We start from the raw sequence: 18,358 nt of genomic DNA, 5'->3' as shown, positions 1-18,358 counted from the left end.
TTCTACCCATGAATTTCTACCTCTTTGCAAAAATGAAGCAGAAACTCTAAGTCAAAAGAGATGAATTGAATAATTACAATGAAGTATTTAATCCCATGAAAGCAAGAAAGTGCGGACTAAATTGAACATTACAATGTGCGATCTTGTAATGAAGAATTCTTGTCACCAGAGGTGAGCAGGTCCGAGATGGTATTGATAAGTTCGGAAGTCTGAACCGGTTTTGCGATGTGCACATGAAAGCCCGCAGCCAGAGCGCGTTCATGTTCTTCAGGACGGGCGTGTGCAGTCAGGGCCACGGCCCACAGATTTTCCGTGTTGGGTAAAGTGCGAATCATCTTAAGCAGGCTGTATCCGTCCACATCAGGCATGCTGATATCACTGAGCAGAATCTGGGGATTGAAAACCTGATACAGATCGAATGCTTTTTGGGCTGAGTCCGCCGTCACGACGTTCGCTCCGGCTTTTTTCAACACAATACTTAAAAGATTTCTGGTGTCGGCATCATCATCGACGATCATGATGCGAACTTCATCCAGAGTTTTTGGGTGTTCGGGATTTGTTTCCACAAAGTTCTCGTAACCAAAGTGGCTGGTTGTAAATCCTTCGTGCAACTGCGCGGCCAGCACCGGCAACGTCACCGTGAACTTGGCTCCCTGATTGGGACCGGCGCTGCTCGCTGAAACAGTCCCGCCGTGTCCCTCGACGATGTGCCGGACAATGGCAAGTCCCAGTCCCAGCCCGCCATAGCGGCGGGTGGTGGTGGCGTCCTCCTGACGGAAGCGCTCAAAAACATAGGGAAGAAAATCCGGATCAATGCCTTTGCCGTTGTCGATGATATCTATCTGCACCCGGGACTCCACGTTGGACAGTCTTACGGTGATGTTGCCACCCTTGGGAGTGAACTTGATGGCATTGGAAAGCAAATTCCACAGGACCTGTTGCAGGCGTTCAGGATCGCCGCCGACAGCTTTGATCCGCTCCGGGCCTTCCACGCGCACCTTGATGTTTTTTGACTTTGCTGCAATCTGTACACTTTCATAAGCGGCTTCCACCACGGATTCGATTTCAATGGGTTTCACGTGCAGTTGCAGCCTGCCGGAAATAATACGTGAAACATCCAGCAGGTCACTGATGATCTGCACTTGAATCTGGGCATTGCGATGAATGGCGTTGATAGAGGCTTGAGCTTCTTCCGGTATTGTTGCGGGGTCTTTCAGAATATCACTGTGCCCAAGAATGACATTTAAAGGAGTGCGCAGTTCATGCGAAACGGTGGCCAGAAATTCGTCTTTCAGGCGGTTCGCGGTTTGCGCCTGTTCATACAATCGCTGTCTGCTGGCGGCCTCTTCTTTTAATTGTTTGTTGGCCAGTGCCAGTTCCTGAGTGCGTTCCTGCACCCGCTGCTCCAGATCCTGATACAACGTGCGGACTTTGGCTTCAGAAGCTTTGCGTTCCGAGATGTCATGCAGAAAAGAGCCAAACAGATGCTTGCCGTTGTATTCAAACGGAAAGATGGTCATCTCGACCGGGATTTCGTGGCCGTCACGATGAAGAGCGGTGATTTCCATCCGCTTGTTCAGCACCGGCCCTTCCCCCGTGGCAATATAGTGCGCCAGGCCTTTTTTGTGTGCTTCACGGTACTTGTGCGGAATGACGATTTCAGAAAGTTCTTTTCCCAGGGCTTCAGTGCGTTTCCAGCCGAAGGTTTTTTCCGCCTGACGGTTCCAGTCGGTAATCAGCCCCTGGCTGTCCATGCCAATAAAGGCGTTGTAGGCTGAATCCAAGATGGTCCGTGTCCGTTGTTCGCTGATTTCGAACCGATCCAGCAAAGTCTTTTCAGACTCCGACAGGAAGAAGCGGGCGGCTTTACTGCGAAACCAATCAGCAAGTTTCATGAATAAAGGATAGCGTGTTTAAATTAAAGCGACCGCAATTTGTTTAAAAATGCCCCTCGTGGGGGATGTGGGTTGTGGGGTGGCAAAATGAGGTAATGAACAGGCGGCATCTGGCAATAGAGAATGTTGTAGGATGCCAATTAGAACTGGAAACCTATTCCCGGAGCCAAGGAGAATATTTTTGAGAATATCCAGACTTTTTTAGGTGTAAAGTGCGAAGCCAGAACCAAAAAGAAAGAGCGAGGATGTGTCCGAAGAATTTAAAGGGGAAAGATTGGTGCGGGTGGAGGGACTTGAACCCCCATGCTTTCGCGGGAGATTTTGAGTCTCCTGTGTCTACCATTTCACCACACCCGCAGTGAGACTATTAAGCCCCTTTTGTCATGAATTTGCCTTAATTTTAAGCTGACTTAAAGCTTATTGATTTGATCGTTGATCCAATCCAGGTGTTCGCGAACGTCCGTGAACAGGGCAACACCGTGGCAGACGCGCACTTTCTTTTCATCGGTCGCGCGGTTGTCGACACCCATGGAAGTGATACCCACCAGAGTCAGGTCGGAACCGACTTGATTATAAAGCGGACCGCCCGAGTCACCCGTGCAAACGCCCGTGTTAGCCTGGTCGACGATGATGGTTTTTGGAACGGAAACTGATTTGCCCACCAAAGCCAGATAGAAGCTGGTACCCAGAACATTGGAGGAAGGTGTGGAGGTGAAGCGCAAAGTTCCAGAGTCTTCGCCTTTTTCCGTGGTGGTTCCATAGCCCGTCATAACCAGACGGTCCGTGGGTGCCACACTATAGGATTTTTGCGGCAGTTCGCGAATTTTATAACCTTCAGGGATGCTGCCAGAGAACTTCAACACGGCCAGATCTGTCGAGGCGTTGTTAAAGTCTGTTTTGTTCCAATAAGAATAAGCATCAGGCACGGCCGTGTCGGTCACGATACGCAAAGTTCTTTTCGGAGCCGAAGAAACGCAGCCCACGTTATTGGAGAAAGCGATGGCCGTCTTGCCGCCCCAGCGGGAGATGCAGTGAGCCGCCGTCAGAACTTTATCTTTGGCGACCAGGGTTCCGGTGCAGATGCTGGTCTCTTCTTTATAATTCAAATGGATAACCATGACCGTGGAAGAGCTCAGCTCATTCCCGGAAGCCAGAGTTTGGCCGTTCACAATACCAAAGGATTTCCCGGATACTTCACAGTTCGAAGGTTCGACCTTCAGGTCGCTGCCGCCGCCAGAGCCGCCACATGCACTAAGAAGAGAAAGAGAAAGAAGAACAGCAGAGGAACGAAGGAATAGAGCAGGGGACATCCAGGAATCTCCTTATATATGGTCTACGCTCCGGCTTCACCGGATCACTATGAAGTGAGGTTTTACCAAATTTATCCATAGTCAGGGGCACAATGACCCTGGTTTGCAAGAATTTCAGAAACCGTACTGGAAGTTGTCACAAATCCCGTCAGTCCGGAAAAAGCGGTGTTGAGAGGGGGTTCCCGAGATACCGGGGATATCAATAACTTAGACGCCGGCGACGCTTTTTGGCGCTGTTGGCATCAGGCTTGCTCTATGCGACCAGTGACTAAAAGGTTTTTATATAACCAGAACCACGAGGAGATTCTATGAAGAAGTATTTCTATATACTTGCTGCCTTGAGCATCGCGCCGACGTTTGCTCTTGCTCAAAGTATTGAAAGCGATGTTGATGCTGAGCTTGACCAAATGTATTCAAGCCAGACAGCACCTGCAGCTCCAGCCGCTCAGGCCGGAATTGCCAACACTGCACCGGTAAGCGGTCAGCCTATCTATATTTTGAATCAGGCGACACCGACTTCCACAGCTCAGTTGCAACAGCAACAAATTCAGAAGCAGCCTACAACTATTATTGAGGCTTCTCCACTGACTGAAAGCCGTGCGGAACAAATCCGTCGTGCCCGTCAGGACGCTGAAATGCAAACAGAGCAGCGCATTGTTGAAAAACTGGAATCTGCTCGTATGGAAGACGAGAAAAAACGTGCTAACGTGTTGTTCGGCGACAAGTTCAATCAAATGAACGAACAACAACAGCAACAACCTCAAGCTGTTCAGCAGCCTGTGTATGCACAGCCTGTTCAGGTTCAGCAGGTTGAAGAACCAAAAGAAAATACCCGCGACATCATTCGTGAGGAACTGGCTGCTGCCATGAAAGTGGAAGAAGAAACAGCTTTGGCTCCAATCGAAACCAAGTATGTAGCTGGCGTTATCGGGGTGGGTGACTATCCAGATGTTAAGAACGTTAAAGGCAACTACTCTTTGGGTGTGGCTTTCGGTACTAAATACGACAACTTCGTTGTTGAAGGTACTTTCCTTTACTCCAACTACACAGTTGAAGGTCAGGGTTACTACTCTGGTGGTTACGGCTACGGCTACAACTATCCATACAACAACGCCAGCACCTGGATCCCGAACAATATCGACGTGAACCAGTACTCTGGTCAGTTGGCTGCGAAAGTTCAGTTGTTCAGCGGTATCATCAAGCCAGTCATCGGTGGTTTGGTGTCTTACTCTTACAGAGCGTTCAGTTGGTCTAACGACAACTATGGTTACTACAACGATACAACGGCGAACTCTCACGCGATTGATATCGGTACTATCGTGGGTGCGGACCTTGAGTTCTCTCCGAAGTACTCTTTGGGTGTGGACTTCCGTTACATGTGGAATCTTTCCAGCCGTGTAAACGCGGAAAACACCTGGATGTCTGGACCTCAGTATGGGACTCCGATCGAAAAACTGCAGTATTACGTAATGTCTATTGTCGGACGCGTAAATTTCTAATCTAATTAGAAAAGTAAGAAGTTAAATTCCTCAAGTGGTTAGGCCCCCGTTCGAAAGAGCGGGGGTTTTTTATTTGCGGGGAGACAGATTGGGGTTCGGGGAAATGTAGACTCCTCGGCTTTTCTTGGGCATAGTTTCTTTATGCGCTTTCTTTTGATTTTCTTTTTTACGATTTCGGCTTCTGCCGCGACTCTGGTGACGGAAACGGTGGGGCAGGTTTCTGATTATGTGGTGACCAGTCGAGAGGTGCAGATTTCTTTGGTGATTGGGCAGGTTTTGGAGCCCAGTTCAAAATTGCCTAAAAACACGTTGCCGGAGGTGCGTCCGGGGCAGCCGGAGTTTTCCGGTGCGGTGACTCAGGTGTTGCTGGAGCAGGTTGTGGCTTTGGAAGCGGAAAACTTCAATGTCGCCAGTGTGCCGGATGCGGAAGTCGATGCGGCGGTGGCCAAAGTTGAAAAAGCAGTGGCGGGCCGGGCTTACTGGGCGGGGATTGAACCTACGTCCGCAGAAGTTCGCCGTTTCGCCACACGCAAGCTGATTGCCAAAAGCTTTTTAAAGTTTAAAACCAACTCCATGACCGGGATTATCACGGATCAGGAGGCCCAGGCGTACTATGAGAAAAACCGCGCCAAGTTCGGAAGTTCTCCGTTTGAGGATTTCCGCGACAATATCAAGGCGTTCCTGGCGCAGCAGCAGCTGGAAGAGCGCATCCGCTCATGGTTTGAAGTCATCCAGCGCAAATACAAAGTCCGAAATTTCGTGGCGGAATAACTATGCACGTGGAAGTTCTGAAAGGGCTTCATAAGCCCGCAATGCGAGCCCTGGTGGAGGCGATTCATGCCGAGCAGGGGTTGATGCCGTCTTTTTACTGGCCCCAGGATCTTTTGGGCGCCGAGCTGGCCACGGCTGAAGCCATCGGCGTGTTCGAAGGCGAGGTTCTTACGGGTTTTGTCCTGTACCGTGAAACCCCGGATGTTTGGGAGATCTCTTTGGTGGCGACCCATCCTCAGTTTCGCCGTCGCGGGTTCATGGAGCACCTGTTGGGGCATATGATCGCCGCAAAGGGTCAAGGTCGGGCGCTGTGGCTGGAAGTCCATGAAGAGAATGTTTCAGCGCAAAAACTCTATGAAAAACTCGGGTTTACAGAAGTCCGCCGGCGTCCTCGGTACTATAAGGACGGGGCTACGGCGATTTTGTACTCACTGTCCTGACCCATCCGACCCCCAGGGGCTCAGCGCAGATAAACCCTTGCACTTCTTCGATTTTCTTGTTAATTTGGATCCGTTCAATGGGCCCCGCAGGCCCATTTTTTTTTGTACCGGCCCCGCCCGGGCAGTTCCCACATGTCGACCCAAAACGTGCGACGAGGTAGCTGAGACAGGTTCTTAGGGGCTTGTTTGAGCTTATTTTATTTTTAGGATTGAACGAAATGTCAGAGTCTCCATCTTGGATGGCAAAAGTAGAAAAGATCGCCAACGACGTAGCGGCCGCGCAGGGCTGTTTGCTTTACGATATCGAATTCGTTGGTTTGGGCAAGGGGCGCACGCTTCGTCTTTTCATCGACAGAGAAGAAGAAGGCGCGATCAGCATTGATGATTGCTCCAATGTGTCCCGCGGCTTGAGCGAAATCCTGGATGCGGATGAAGAGATGATTCCTGGTGGCGAATACAATCTGGAGGTTTCCACTCCGGGGCTGGATCGTCATCTTAAGAAACCATGGCACTTTAAAAAAGCGATTGGCAAAAAGGTTTACATTAAAACCACCAAGGCGCTTGAAACCATGGGTGTGGAAGACAAGAAATGGAAAAACGCCAAAACCGTCGAAGAGGTTCTTGAATCCGCCGACGAGCAGGGCGTTCGCTTTGTTGTGAAGGACGTGGAGATCAAAATCCCGTACGCGATGATCGACAGGGCAAAATTGGTTTTTGAATTTACTAAAGGTCAGAAAAAGTAACGAGAGAGGAAAATCATGGCTGAAAATGTGTTTTCAGATCTTTCCAAGGTGATTGATCAAGTCGGAAAAGACAAAGGTATCGACAAACAGGTTGTTATCGATGCAATCACTCAGGGCATGCTGGTAGCGGCACGTAAAAAATACGGAACCTACCGCGAGATCGAAGCAGCTTACAACGAAGACACCGGCGAAGTTGAACTGTTTGAGTTCAAGGAAGTCGTTCCTCGTGAAAAGTACATCGACGAAGAAGTTGAGATTCCTCTTGATGAAGCGCAAAAGCTGGATCCAAACGTTCAGTTGGATGACTCCATCGGTATCAAAATGGAAGCTTCCGACCTGGGCCGTATTGCCGCTCAGACTGCGAAACAGATCATCATGCAGAAAGTGCGTGATGCTGAACGCAACATCATCTTCAACGAATTTGAAGAGCGCAAAGGTGAGATCGCTTCCGGTATCGCACGTCGTGTTGAAAAAGGCGCGATCGTTGTCGATTTGGGCCGCACTGAGGCTTACATCCCGCCTCGTGAACAGATCCCGGGCGAACAATACAAGCCAGGCGACCGCATTCAGGGTTACCTTTCTGAAGTTCGTCAGACGACACGTGGTCCTCAGATCATCATGTCCCGCGCTGATGAACGTTATTTGATGAAACTTTTCGAAATGGAAGTTCCAGAGATCTACGACGGTGTTGTTGAGATCATGGCTGCCGCTCGTGAACCAGGACAGCGCGCGAAAATCGCGGTTCGTTCCAAAGACAACTCCGTGGACCCGGTAGGGGCTTGCGTGGGTATGAAGGGTTCCCGTGTTCAGAATATCGTTCAGGAACTTCGTGGCGAGAAAATCGACATCGTTCCTTGGGACGAGGATATCACTCGTTTCGCGTGCAACGCTTTGGCGCCTGCGGAAATCTCCCGCGTGTTCCTTGATGATGCGAACCGCGAAATGGAAATCGTTGTTCCGGACTCTCAATTGTCTTTGGCTATCGGTAAACGCGGTCAAAACGTGCGTCTGGCAGCGAAACTGACGACTTGGAAACTGGATATCATTTCTGAATCTTCAGCGGCTTCCCGTACTGCGGAATCCATCTTCAATCTGATGTTGATCCCGGGTATGAGTGAAACCATGGCTCAGAACATCTTCCAGTCCGGCTTCGGTTCCTTCCAGGCTGTGGCGACGGCAGGTGTTGATGAGTTGATGACCATCCCTGGTTACGACGATCCAGACAAGGCAGAAAAGCTTTCCAACGAAGCCAAAGCCCTGGTGGCGAAGTATGAATCTGAAGGTGTGCCGGTTCCAACCGCTCCTTCAGTTGCCAAGGACAAAGGTTCCAACGTGTCTGCGAAAGAGCAGGCTGATCTTCTGTTGAAACAAGAGTTGAAAAAACTCGAAGCGGAAGAAGAGTAGTTTTTAGTTATTTGGATAGAGAACAACAACGCCGCCCTGGCAAAGTATCAGGGTGAGGCAGGCTGCCCCGGAAAGTTCCGGGGTCTAGGCAGGGAGACTGAGTGAGTAATCCAAAGGTTTTTGAATTTGCAAAAGAGATCGGGATGACCCCGCTGGCCCTCATGGACAAGATCCGCGAGTGGCATTTGCCGGTGAAGAGCCACATGGCGGAGCTGGAGCCCGAAGTTCTGGAGCAGATTAAAATTAAACTCAGCGGCGGAGAAAAATCCGCTGACGAGGCGAAACCAAAAAAGACAGCGGCTCGCAAAGCGGCGCCGAAAAAGGCGGCTGCAGCTGCTCCGGCTCCTGAAGCAGATGCTTCTGCGGCGGCGGCAAAAACTCCTGTGATTCGTCGTAAAAAAGACGAAGTGCCTGCCGAGGCTCCAAAAGCCAAAGTGGTGGCGAAGCCTGAAGGCGAAGTTGAAGAGGCGGCAGCGGCTCCTAAAACCACACGTGTCGTGGTGAAAAAGCCGGCTGTAAAAGCGGAAGCGGAGGAAGTTGAAGAAACTCCGGAAGTGGAAGCGGCCCCGGTTGAAGAAAAAGCCCCAGCAAAAGCGGCAGTGAAAGAGGAAGCTCCGGCGCCGGTTGAAAAGGCCGAGCCTGTGGTTGCCAAAGAAACTCCTGCGGCACCGGTGGCGCCAGCGGCTCCTGAAGCTCCGGCTCCTCAGGCCCGCAAGAAGGAAGTTGTTGTGGGCACGAGCGGTGTATCCAGCTCGGCCACACCGGCTTCTGCTCCTAAAAGAAATATCATCGGACGCATGGATCTTTCCCGCGTTCAGTCCCAGGCTCCGCAGCGCCCTCAAGGCGAGCGCCCTGCAGGTGGATTCACTCCACGTGCCGGTGGCGAGCAGCGCGGTGCCAGTGCAAGCTTCACCGGACAGCGTCCGGGGGGCTTCAATCGCCCTGCGGGCGGAGCGCCAACGCGCAACATCCGTACAGGCTTCGTAGCTGCGAATCAGCCGCCTGAACCTATTGCGGATGCAGGTGCGGATCGCGGTGGTCGTGACTTCGACAAGCGCAAGCGTTTTGGTGCCCCTGCGGCGCCAGCGGCTGCGGGTCCGGGTGCGACAGGTCGCGGAGGCGAAAAAGAGGAAGAAGTTGTTTCATTCAATGCGGTTGAGTTCCGTAAGCGTGAGATGGTCTTCCAACCGAAAAAGAAAAAAGGCATGTTGGAGCGTGACGCTATGAAAACACAGATCACGACTCCATCCGCTCACAAGCGTGTTGTAAAAGTGAATAACACGATGAAGTTGAGCGACCTTGCCATGGAAATGGGTCTGAAGGCTCCTCAACTGGTTCGTGAACTGATGAAACAGGGTGTGATGGCCAACATGAACATGGATCTGGATTTCGACACGATCGCGTTGATCGTGCCTGAGTTCGGCTGGGAAGCACAAAACGTATTTAAAACGGCGGACGAAGTTGCTGAACAGACGGCATTCGGTGATCTGGATGCAGCTCCAGTGACTCGTCCTCCAGTAGTGACTGTTATGGGTCACGTCGATCACGGTAAAACATCCCTTTTGGATGCGATTCGCAATGCGGACGTGGCCAAAGGTGAGGCCGGCGGTATCACGCAGCACATCGGTGCTTATAGCGTGAAAATCGAAGATGGCAGCCTGATCACATTCCTGGATACTCCGGGCCACGAAGCCTTCACGGCAATGCGTGCCCGTGGTGCCAATGCCACTGACATCGCGATCATCGTGGTGGCGGCGGATGACGGTATGATGCCTCAGACTCAAGAGGCGATTAACCACGCCAAAGCAGCGGGCGTACCAATCATCGTGGCAGTGAATAAAATTGATAAACCAGGCGCCAACCCAGAGCGTATCAAGCAACAGTTGACTGAGCTTGAAATCGTTCCTGAGGAGTGGGGTGGATCCACGATCTTCTGCGAAGTTTCCGCTTTGAAGAAGACGGGTATCACCGAATTGCTTGAACAGATCAAACTGGTTGCGGAAGTGGCCGAGTTGAAAGCGAATCCAAAACGCTCCGGTACCGGTCTGGTGATCGAAGCGAAGATGGAAAAAGGCAAAGGCCCTGTGGCGACTTTGCTGGTTAAAGACGGTACGGTTGAAGTGGGTCAGTACATCGTTGCTGGCACCATGAAAGGCCGCGTTCGTTCTTTGACCAATGACCGTGGTGAGCGCGTTCAGTCTGCGGGTCCTGGTATCCCTGTTGAGGTGCTGGGTCTTGAGGCGGTTCCTGCGGCCGGTGACAAGTTCGACATCGTGAAAGACGAAGTCACGGCGACCAAGGTTTCTGAATTGAGAAAAGAACAGGCTGAAAAAGCTGCAGCGGCTCCGGCGGCAAAACTGTCTCTGGATGAGGTGTTTGCGAAGGTGAAAGCCGGTGACGTGAAAGAGCTTGCGATCGTCTTGAAAGCCGATGTGCATGGTTCTTTGGAAGCGATCAACGGCATGCTTGCGAAACTTTCCACTCCGGAAGTTAAAGCCCGTGTTATCCACTCTGCAGTGGGTGGTATCAACGAAGGTGATATCGTTCTTGCCAACACGGCAAAAGGTATCGTTCTGGGCTTCAACGTTCGTCCGGATCTGGGTGCGCAGGCGAAAGCAAAACAAATGGGCGTGGACGTTCGTACGTACTCTATCGTTTACGAACTGATCGACCAGATGAAAGCGGCCATGGGTGGTCTGTTGTCTCCGGACATCGTGGAAGAAGTCCTGGGTCGTGCAGAAGTGCGTAACGTGTTCACTGTTCCTAAAGTTGGTACGATTGCAGGTTGCTTCGTTATCGATGGTAAAGTTCAGCGTAACGCGAGCATCCGTTTGCTGCGTGAAAATAAAATTGTATACGAAGGCAAAATTGCCTCCCTTAAACGCTTCAAGGACGACGCCAAAGAAGTGGCTTCCGGCTATGAGTGCGGTATCGGTATCGAGAACTACAACGACGTTAAAGTGGGCGACCAGATGGAAGCCTTCGTTAAAAAAGAAGTGGCTCGCGAGCTAGAGGGCGGAGCGAACTAATGAAGAATATGGGTGATGGGCGCCGTGTTGCCCGCGTTGAGCGTGAAATTCAAGCGACCATTGCTCAGTTTCTGATTCGTGGTTTCAAAACACCGTTGCCAGGCCTGGTGACGGTGGCTTCAGTGAAAATGCCTGCGGACCTTCGTGCCGCGAAAGTCTATGTCAGTGTTCTTGGGGACGAAAAACAGCAGGATGAAGCGCTGGATCTTCTTCAGGAGCGTGCCTTTGAAATTCAGAACTACATCGGCAAAGAGCTGAAAATGCGCTATTGTCCGAAGTTGACCTTTTACTTGGATCACGCCACCGAGCAGGTGCTGAAGGTTGAAAAGATCCTTCACGAGCTTGAGCTCGAGCGTAAAGCCAACAATCCTGGCGAAGGTTCCGACGAATCCGATGACGAATAAAAATCAATTCAATGGTCTGCTGCTGGTGGATAAGCCTTCAGGGATCTCCAGCCATGACGTTGTGGCGCGTTTGCGCCGCATTCTTTCCACGCGTGCCGTGGGGCATTCGGGAACTCTGGATCCGATGGCGTCGGGCCTGATGGCTTGCCTGGTGAACGAGGGCACGAAACTCAGCCAGTACATTCTGGAAGGGGACAAGGGCTACCGTCTGCGCGCGCAGTTCGGGCTTCGCACCGACACCTTGGACACGACCGGTGAAACCCTGGAAACCAGCTCCACCGACCACCTGACCCGTGAACTGATCCTGTCTGAAGCCCTGAAGCTTCAGGGTGAGATGGAAGTTGAAGTGCCTATTTACTCGGCAATCAAGGTTCAGGGTAAAAAGCTTTACGAATACGCCCGGGGCGAGCAGGAAGTGGCCATCCCCAAGAAGGTCATGAAGTTCTGGGATATTGAGCCCGTTGAAATCGGCCCGGATTGGGCTGAGTTTGATATCAAATGCAGCAAGGGCAGCTATATTCGCACCTGGATTGACCTGTTGGGTAAGGCCCTGGGGTGTGGGGCGGCGATGAGCGGCCTGCGCCGGACGTGGTCCTCACCCTATAAAATTGACCAGGCTCAGACCCTGGAGCAGATTGAAGCCACGGTCAAAGGCGGTATTTTAAGCCCGGCCTTTGTTCCCATGGAGCTGGCTTTGCCTCAGGTGAAACGTATTCGAATCAAGGGGCAGGACAAGGTCCTTTTGGGCAATGGCCAGATCAGCCATGACCTTAGATCCCAGCTTATTTCCGCCTTCAACCCCGATGTGGACCAGTATATCCAGGTTCTGGCCCAAGAAGGGGGCGAGCTTTTGGCCGTGATCGGCCTGGAGCCCGGCCGGGGGTTCGTTCTACGCAGGGTATTTAAATACTCTTGACCCGTATGGGGCTTGGGTTTAAACCATAACTTCACAAAAAATCTCTCTGGAGCGACAGCCATGACGCCCGAGGGGGATGTGATAACTAAAACCATTTCAGGGCAACCTGAAAACACTTAAGGAGACGCTAATGGCAGTCACTAAAGATCAAACATCTCAGATCGTAAAGAAATTCAAAACTTCTGACCTGGACACTGGTTCCTCTGAAGTTCAAATCGCTCTTTTGACAGCGAAAATCAACGATTTGACAAACCACTTTGCGAAACACAAAAAAGACCACCACGGCCGTCGCGGTTTGGTGACTATGGTTAACAAAAGAAGAAAACTTTTGGATTACCTGCATCGCAAAGATGTTAAAAAATACCAAGACCTTATCAAGGCTTTGGATATCCGGGATATCCGTAAGTAATCAAAAGATTCTAAATGCAATGAAGGGGCGCAGAGCCCCTTCGTCGTTTCAAGCCACAGCAGCAGAGCATAAGGCTCTGTGATAACTTCAAGGAGATTTAATGAAAACGACTGTCACGACATCGGTGGGTGGAAAACAAATTACCATCGAAACAGGCCGTTTGGCGAAACAAGCGGATGGCGCCGCTTTGGTAAGCTCCGGTAACAACATGGTTCTTGTTACTGCAACTTCCTCTAAAAAAGCCTCTGAACTGGATTTCTTCCCTCTGACTGTTGAGTACATCGAGAAGTTCTACGCAACAGGCAAAATCCCAGGTGGTTACTTCAAACGTGAAGCAAAACCAACCAACGATGCGGTTCTGATCGCTCGTCTTATCGATCGTCCTATCCGCCCTGTATTCCCTGAAGGCTACCGCCACGAAACACAAATCGTTGCGACGGTGTTGTCTGCGGATGGCGCATTCCCACTGGAAATTCTGGCGAGCCTTGGTGCATCCGCGGCTTTGCATTGCTCTGACATTCCATTCAACGGTCCTACTGCAGCTGTGCAAGTGGCTCGCGTTGACGGTCAGTTCATCGCCAACCCAACTCCACAACAAATGGAAAAGTCCGACATGGACATGATCGTTGCGGGTACTCGCAATGGTTTGTTGATGGTTGAAGGTGAAACGAAATTCATCTCTGAAGCAGACGCTTTGGCAGCTTTGAAATTCGGTCACCAGTCCATCATCCCTCTGTTGAACGCACAGGATGAGTTGCGTGAAAAAGCCGGCTCTGTGGCGAAACGTGCTTTCACGGCTCCATCCATCGATGCAGACTTCAAAGGCAAAGCTGAAGGCCTGTTGAGATCCAAAATTGCAGCGGCTCTTTCCATCAAAGAAAAGCAGGACCGCTATGCAGCTGCCAACGAAGCAGCGGCTGAAGCTGAAAAAGCTCTTCTTGCAGACATCACTGACAAAGAAGTTCTGAAGCAGCGTAAAAAAGAACTGAACACTATCGTTGAAGATCTGAAATACCAGGAAGCTCGTTCCATGATTCTGGACCGCGCTGTTCGTATTGATGGTCGTGACGTGAAAACTGTACGTCCGATCACGAACGAAGTGGGTATCCTGCCTCGTGCTCACGGTTCCGGCTTGTTCACTCGTGGTGAAACTCAAGTATTGGGTACTGTGACTTTGGGTACGGCTGACGACGAACAAATGGTTGATTCATTGTTGGGTCTTCAGAAACGCAAGTTCATGCTTCACTACAACTTCCCTCCATACTCTGTGGGTGAAGTGGGTCGTATGTCCGGTACCAGCCGTCGTGAAATCGGTCACGGAAACCTGGCTGAACGCGCGATCAAAGCGGTTCTTCCGGATTTCGAAAAGTTCCCTTACACAATCCGTATCGTGTCTGAAGTTCTGGAATCCAACGGTTCCTCTTCCATGGGTACAGTGTGCTCCGGTATCATGGCTTTGCTTGACGCCGGCGTTCCTTTGAAAGCCAACGTTGCCGGTGTGGCAATGGGTCTGATCAAAGAAGGTGACCGTGTTGCGGTTCTGACTGACATCCTTGGTGACGAAGATCACCTGGGTGACATGGACTTCAAAGTGGCGGGTTCTCCTGCCGGTATCACTGCTTTGCAGATGGATATCAAAATTGACTCCGTATCCTTCGAGGTGATGGAGCAGGCTTTGGCGCAAGCTAAAGAAGGCCGCGCTCACATCCTGAATGAAATGGAAAAAGTGATGAAGGTTCCTCGTGGTCAGATCTCTGAATTTGCACCTCGTATCGAAACCATCAAAATCAAGCCAGACAAGATCCGTGAAGTGATCGGCTCCGGTGGTAAAGTGATCCGTGGTATCACTGAAGCTACTGGCGTTAAGATCGAGATCCAGGACGACGGTACTATCAACATCGCGTCTGCTGATCCGGAAGCAACCAAGAAAGCAATTGCAATGATCAACGACATCATCGCTGAAGCTGAAGTGGGCAAGACCTACAAAGGCCGCATCGTGAAAATCGCTGAGTTCGGTGCTTTCGTTGAAATCCTTCCGAACACACAAGGTCTGTTGCACATCTCTGAGATCGCCAACGAACGTGTACGCGCAGTGACTGACGTACTTAAAGAAGGCGAAATCATCGATGTGAAAGTTCTTGAAGTGGACCGCGCTGGTCGCATCAAGCTTTCCCGCAAGGCTTTGCTACAGTAATAGATGAATACAAAGTTCAAAAAATCTGAACTTTCTAACGGGATCCGGGTGGTGAGTGAACTCCATCCAGGGTCCCGTGCCGTTTCTATGGGTATTTGGGTTTTGACGGGCACCCGGGATGAAACTCCTGACGTGGCCGGAATTTCGCACTTGCTGGAACACCTGGTGTTCAAGGGAACCAAAACCCGTTCGGCCTATCAAATTGCCAAATCACTGGAAGCTCTGGGCGGGGAGCTGAATGCTTACACCACCCGCGAGTACACTTGTTATCATGCGCTGGTTCTGAAGGATCACTGGGAAAAAGCCCTGGATGTTCTGGCGGATCTGGTTTCGAACATGAAGCTGACCCAGAAGGAATTCGACCTTGAAAAGGGTGTGATCCTTCAGGAAATCGCCATGTCCGAAGACAGCCATGAAGACATGGTCTATGACGTGTTCTATGAACAGGTCTATGGCGCACATCCATTGGGTCGTCCTATTCTGGGCACGCCGGTGTCGGTGGCGCGCATGAAGCAGACCCAAGTGATGAACTATTATAAAAAAACCTACACCGGCAAAAACATCATCGTCAGCGCCTCCGGGTGCATTGACCATGATGATCTGATGGCCGGGATCCAAAAGCGCCTGGGGTCAAAAAAGAAAAGCGAACTGAAAAACACCCGTCGCGTGCCACGCTGGTTGAACCGTCGTCACGTCGTTGAAAAACAGGCGGAGCAGGTTCATATGCTGTTGGGTCTTCCCACGGCGAGCTTCCAGGATAAACACCGTTTTGAAGCGGTGGTCACCAACACTTTGCTGGGCGGCGGGATGACCTCGAAGCTGTATCAAAGTGTGCGTGAAAAAAGAGGCTTGGTTTACTCGATTCATTCCAGCCTGAACACCAACATTGATTCCGGCATGCTGACGATTTATGCCGGCACCGAGGCGAAAAATGCGCGCAAGGTGGGGGATCTGATTTCGAAAGAATTCGCCAAGATCCGCAAAAGCGGTGTCACCAAGGCGGATGTTGAAATGTGCAAAACCCAGGTTGTGGGAAGCATTCTTTTGGGCTCTGATGATATCGAAAACCGCATGACCTCACTGGCTGTGAACGAGATGGTCTTTGGCCGTTATCGTGCGGTGGAATCCGTCATTGATGAAATCAAAGCAGTGACGGTGGATTCTGTGAACGATTATATTCGCAACGTCCTGGATCTGGACAAAGCCGCAGGCGTTCTGCTGGGCCCTGAAGTGACCAAGCTTCAGGACTGGTGGAAAGATCTAAAACTGTAATTTTTGGGAAGGGCATCACATGCAAAAGCTGGCTGTAAAAATCAAAAAACTTGAAAACTTCCATGGCGAACTGCCTCAGTATCAGTCTTTGGGCGCCAGTGGTTTTGACGTGCGCGCCCAGCTTGCAGGTCCGGTGATTTTGAATCCGGGCGAAAGAGCGATGATCCCAACCGGCCTGAGCTTCGAAATCCCACTGGGTTACGAAATCCAGGCACGCCCCCGCAGTGGCTGGGCAGCAAAAAGCGGCCTGACTGTATTGAACACTCCGGGCACCATCGACGCTGATTATCGCGGCGAAGTAAAAATCATCGTGATCAACCTGGGCAACGAAGCCGTCACGATCAACGATCAAGAGCGTTGCGCTCAACTGGTGCTGGCACCCGTAATCCAAGCCCAATTCGAACTGGTTAACGAACTAAGCGACACCGAGCGTGGCGCAGGTGGTTTCGGCTCCACTGGAAGAGCATAGTTCTTTCGAAAAAAAACCAAACTGTCTGTCAAAGTTGGACAATCAAAAAGAGCACCGAGAGGTGCTCTTTTTTTTGTTTCAAGATAAGTCCGTTGTTAAAGTTAACCCGAGAAAGAGGGTCTGTCTTGGTTCCGGCAGACTGATGCCAGAAACGGAAGCGACCTCCGTGGGCGCCACGACGGCGCGCACCCGCGCGCAGCGCGGGCCACGGCAGAGCCCGGACGGCGTGTCGCGGAGTTGCAGGCAGCAGACTGACGGAGCCAAGACAGGCCCGTCGTATCTACCCCAGGCGTTCAAGCCGGGAGATGTCGATTCGGTTCCACAGCCAGATGATGAAGACGATCGCAAACAGGATTGTGACCAATCTGAGGGCGCGGCGCTTTTCCATTTGGAAGTTTTCAGTCAGGCCCACGGCCATCAGCAGGGCGGTGAAGGCAAAGCCCACCAGAGTGATCGGTGGCAGCAGTTCAGAGCCCACTTGGAAAATAAAGAACGGGATGTTCGCAAAGAGCACCAGGGTGAAGATCTTGCGCAGGGAACAGGTGCGTTTTTCAAAAACCTGGAAGTAATAGTAAATGAACAAGGAACCGATGAAGGTCGTCACCGCCGCCACGATCGGGGACACAATAAAGCCCCCCATGATGCGGAAGAAGTTTGGCGGAACCAGGCCCGTCAAAACTCCGGAGATGATCGACAAGGCCACCAAAGTCATGATCAACAACGGCCAGTTCCAGTCAGGAAGAGTTTTGATTTTTTCAACCGGGTGGCGAAGGTAGTTGATGATGTAGCGAATGACCTCTTTGGTCATTTCAAAAGAGGGCTGCTGCTTGTTCGGTGTGACGTCACGATAGTCGCTCATACCCTTATCTCACCACCACGCTTTAAGTCTGGCAAGGCGTATTTAGGAGCCCCGAAGATCCATTTCCGCCAAAGTTTGCGCGCGCTCCAGAAGTAAGCCCGAGTTTTCAAGAGCCGTATCGGGTAAAGCCCCCAACGAACTTAGACTGTTCAAGTCCTTGCGGCGGACCCATTGTTTGTGCAGGCGATATCCCAGATGCAAAAACAGACTGCCTTTCGGGGTGTCCTTCATTTCGACTTCACCCACTGGCAACGGAAAGGCGCGCAGGTCGGCAGGGCCGGCTTCCAGATCACTGTCGCAGATCCGGGTGATGCTGACGACCGAAGGGGACTGTTTGCGCAAGATATCCTGAAGCTCCAGGAAGGTTGGGGTGTCGAGCACCAGATGGAACTTGCGATTTTGGGATTCTTGCTGATTCAGAAAATATTCAAAGCGCTGCTGGCGCAGGCGGGTTTTGTTCCAAGGCAGATGCAGAGTGAAAACCTCATACCCGTGTTCGGCCAGATACGGAGTGTAAAGGTTCCAGTAAGTGCTGAAATAAAACATCGAGCGGGGGCCGGTCACAAACAGCATCGGGAAGCGGGTCAAAAGACAATTGGGTTTCAGTTCAAAGGCCACGTCTTTGTGACGACGAGCCCGGTTGGTCATCAAGGCCAACCCCAGAAAGAAAACCGCCAAAGAAAGAGTAAATACAATAACGTCCACAGTTGATTATAGAAAGTCTTCCGCAGAAAAATCAAGGCA

General features: G+C 51.3%; 16 protein-coding genes and 1 tRNA gene. 12 read left to right on the top strand and 5 right to left on the bottom strand.

Translation table 11 applies throughout. From position 1 onward, the window contains the following. Positions 1-128 precede the first annotated feature (128 nt). From B9G79_RS11160 to B9G79_RS11150, 3 genes are all read right to left on the bottom strand, one after another. Positions 129-1,895, bottom strand: coding sequence for a PAS domain-containing hybrid sensor histidine kinase/response regulator (locus tag B9G79_RS11160; protein ID WP_088565567.1), 1,767 nt, complete (start codon positions 1,893-1,895; stop codon positions 129-131). A 275-nt stretch (positions 1,896-2,170) separates the two neighbouring features. Beyond that, positions 2,171-2,252: transfer RNA gene (locus B9G79_RS11155), tRNA-Leu, on the bottom strand. Between the two features lie 53 nt (positions 2,253-2,305). Next, positions 2,306-3,205, bottom strand: coding sequence for a S1 family peptidase (locus B9G79_RS11150; protein ID WP_088565566.1), 900 nt, complete (start codon positions 3,203-3,205; stop codon positions 2,306-2,308). Positions 3,206-3,513: 308 nt separating this feature from the next. Between B9G79_RS11150 and B9G79_RS11145 the strand changes: the two genes are divergently transcribed. From B9G79_RS11145 to dut, 12 genes are all read left to right on the top strand, one after another. Next, a complete protein-coding gene (locus B9G79_RS11145) occupies positions 3,514-4,704 on the top strand; it encodes a hypothetical protein (protein WP_088565565.1) in 1,191 nt (396 codons plus the stop codon). A gap of 141 nt (positions 4,705-4,845) precedes the next feature. Continuing rightward, positions 4,846-5,475 (top strand): hypothetical protein, encoded by a 630-nt coding sequence (locus tag B9G79_RS11140; RefSeq protein WP_088565564.1) that lies wholly within the window; start codon positions 4,846-4,848, stop codon positions 5,473-5,475. 2 nt (positions 5,476-5,477) lie between these two features. Continuing rightward, complete coding sequence (locus B9G79_RS11135; RefSeq protein WP_088565563.1) at positions 5,478-5,915, top strand: GNAT family N-acetyltransferase; 438 nt, start codon at positions 5,478-5,480, stop codon at positions 5,913-5,915. A gap of 239 nt (positions 5,916-6,154) precedes the next feature. Continuing rightward, on the top strand, positions 6,155-6,658 hold the full coding sequence (gene rimP / locus B9G79_RS11130) for a ribosome maturation factor RimP (RefSeq protein WP_232468585.1): 504 nt from the start codon (positions 6,155-6,157) through the stop codon (positions 6,656-6,658). 15 nt (positions 6,659-6,673) lie between these two features. Then, a complete protein-coding gene (nusA, locus tag B9G79_RS11125; RefSeq protein WP_088565561.1) occupies positions 6,674-8,062 on the top strand; it encodes a transcription termination factor NusA in 1,389 nt (462 codons plus the stop codon). A gap of 101 nt (positions 8,063-8,163) precedes the next feature. Continuing rightward, on the top strand, positions 8,164-11,091 hold the full coding sequence (gene infB / locus B9G79_RS11120) for a translation initiation factor IF-2 (RefSeq protein WP_088565560.1): 2,928 nt from the start codon (positions 8,164-8,166) through the stop codon (positions 11,089-11,091). Further along, on the top strand, positions 11,091-11,495 hold the full coding sequence (gene rbfA / locus B9G79_RS11115) for a 30S ribosome-binding factor RbfA (protein WP_088565559.1): 405 nt from the start codon (positions 11,091-11,093) through the stop codon (positions 11,493-11,495). Before infB ends, rbfA begins: the two co-directional genes overlap by 1 nt. Beyond that, complete coding sequence (truB, locus tag B9G79_RS11110) at positions 11,485-12,411, top strand: tRNA pseudouridine(55) synthase TruB (RefSeq protein ID WP_088565558.1); 927 nt, start codon at positions 11,485-11,487, stop codon at positions 12,409-12,411. Before rbfA ends, truB begins: the two co-directional genes overlap by 11 nt. 130 nt (positions 12,412-12,541) lie before the next feature. Beyond that, the gene (rpsO, locus tag B9G79_RS11105; protein ID WP_088565557.1) at positions 12,542-12,820 is read left to right on the top strand and encodes a 30S ribosomal protein S15; all 279 of its coding nucleotides are present in this window, start codon (positions 12,542-12,544) and stop codon (positions 12,818-12,820) included. 100 nt (positions 12,821-12,920) lie between these two features. Then, the gene (gene pnp / locus B9G79_RS11100) at positions 12,921-15,014 is read left to right on the top strand and encodes a polyribonucleotide nucleotidyltransferase (protein ID WP_088565556.1); all 2,094 of its coding nucleotides are present in this window, start codon (positions 12,921-12,923) and stop codon (positions 15,012-15,014) included. Between the two features lie 3 nt (positions 15,015-15,017). Then, positions 15,018-16,286: a M16 family metallopeptidase gene (locus B9G79_RS11095; RefSeq protein ID WP_088565555.1), complete on the top strand. Its 1,269-nt coding sequence runs from the start codon at positions 15,018-15,020 to the stop codon at positions 16,284-16,286. 19 nt (positions 16,287-16,305) lie between these two features. Beyond that, the gene (gene dut / locus B9G79_RS11090; protein WP_088565554.1) at positions 16,306-16,755 is read left to right on the top strand and encodes a dUTP diphosphatase; all 450 of its coding nucleotides are present in this window, start codon (positions 16,306-16,308) and stop codon (positions 16,753-16,755) included. A 280-nt stretch (positions 16,756-17,035) separates the two neighbouring features. Here dut and B9G79_RS11085 read toward each other — a convergent pair whose 3' ends face one another. Both B9G79_RS11085 and B9G79_RS11080 read right to left on the bottom strand, forming a co-directional pair. Beyond that, the gene (locus B9G79_RS11085; protein ID WP_088565553.1) at positions 17,036-17,614 is read right to left on the bottom strand and encodes a Yip1 family protein; all 579 of its coding nucleotides are present in this window, start codon (positions 17,612-17,614) and stop codon (positions 17,036-17,038) included. A gap of 42 nt (positions 17,615-17,656) precedes the next feature. After that, positions 17,657-18,319: a hypothetical protein gene (locus B9G79_RS11080; protein WP_232468583.1), complete on the bottom strand. Its 663-nt coding sequence runs from the start codon at positions 18,317-18,319 to the stop codon at positions 17,657-17,659. Positions 18,320-18,358: the final 39 nt, after the last annotated feature.

It is taken from the genome of Bdellovibrio bacteriovorus, from assembly GCF_002208115.1.
GTDB lineage: Bacteria > Bdellovibrionota > Bdellovibrionia > Bdellovibrionales > Bdellovibrionaceae > Bdellovibrio > Bdellovibrio bacteriovorus_C.
The sequence above is the reverse complement of the archived record's forward strand: the minus strand, read 5'-3'. Positions and strand labels throughout refer to the sequence as shown.

Bases quoted from the DNA above. Each gene is read 5' to 3' on its own strand.
- B9G79_RS11160 (WP_088565567.1), bottom strand. From the start codon at position 1,895: ATGAAACTTGCTGATTGGTTTCGCAGTAAAGCCGCCCGCTTCTTCCTG.
- B9G79_RS11150 (WP_088565566.1), bottom strand. From the start codon at position 3,205: ATGTCCCCTGCTCTATTCCTTCGTTCCTCTGCTGTTCTTCTTTCTCTT.
- B9G79_RS11145 (WP_088565565.1), top strand. From the start codon at position 3,514: ATGAAGAAGTATTTCTATATACTTGCTGCCTTGAGCATCGCGCCGACG.
- B9G79_RS11140 (WP_088565564.1), top strand. From the start codon at position 4,846: ATGCGCTTTCTTTTGATTTTCTTTTTTACGATTTCGGCTTCTGCCGCG.
- B9G79_RS11135 (WP_088565563.1), top strand. From the start codon at position 5,478: ATGCACGTGGAAGTTCTGAAAGGGCTTCATAAGCCCGCAATGCGAGCC.
- rimP (WP_232468585.1), top strand. From the start codon at position 6,155: ATGGCAAAAGTAGAAAAGATCGCCAACGACGTAGCGGCCGCGCAGGGC.
- nusA (WP_088565561.1), top strand. From the start codon at position 6,674: ATGGCTGAAAATGTGTTTTCAGATCTTTCCAAGGTGATTGATCAAGTC.
- rbfA (WP_088565559.1), top strand. From the start codon at position 11,091: ATGAAGAATATGGGTGATGGGCGCCGTGTTGCCCGCGTTGAGCGTGAA.
- truB (WP_088565558.1), top strand. From the start codon at position 11,485: ATGACGAATAAAAATCAATTCAATGGTCTGCTGCTGGTGGATAAGCCT.
- rpsO (WP_088565557.1), top strand. From the start codon at position 12,542: ATGGCAGTCACTAAAGATCAAACATCTCAGATCGTAAAGAAATTCAAA.
- pnp (WP_088565556.1), top strand. From the start codon at position 12,921: ATGAAAACGACTGTCACGACATCGGTGGGTGGAAAACAAATTACCATC.
- B9G79_RS11095 (WP_088565555.1), top strand. From the start codon at position 15,018: ATGAATACAAAGTTCAAAAAATCTGAACTTTCTAACGGGATCCGGGTG.
- dut (WP_088565554.1), top strand. From the start codon at position 16,306: ATGCAAAAGCTGGCTGTAAAAATCAAAAAACTTGAAAACTTCCATGGC.
- B9G79_RS11085 (WP_088565553.1), bottom strand. From the start codon at position 17,614: ATGAGCGACTATCGTGACGTCACACCGAACAAGCAGCAGCCCTCTTTT.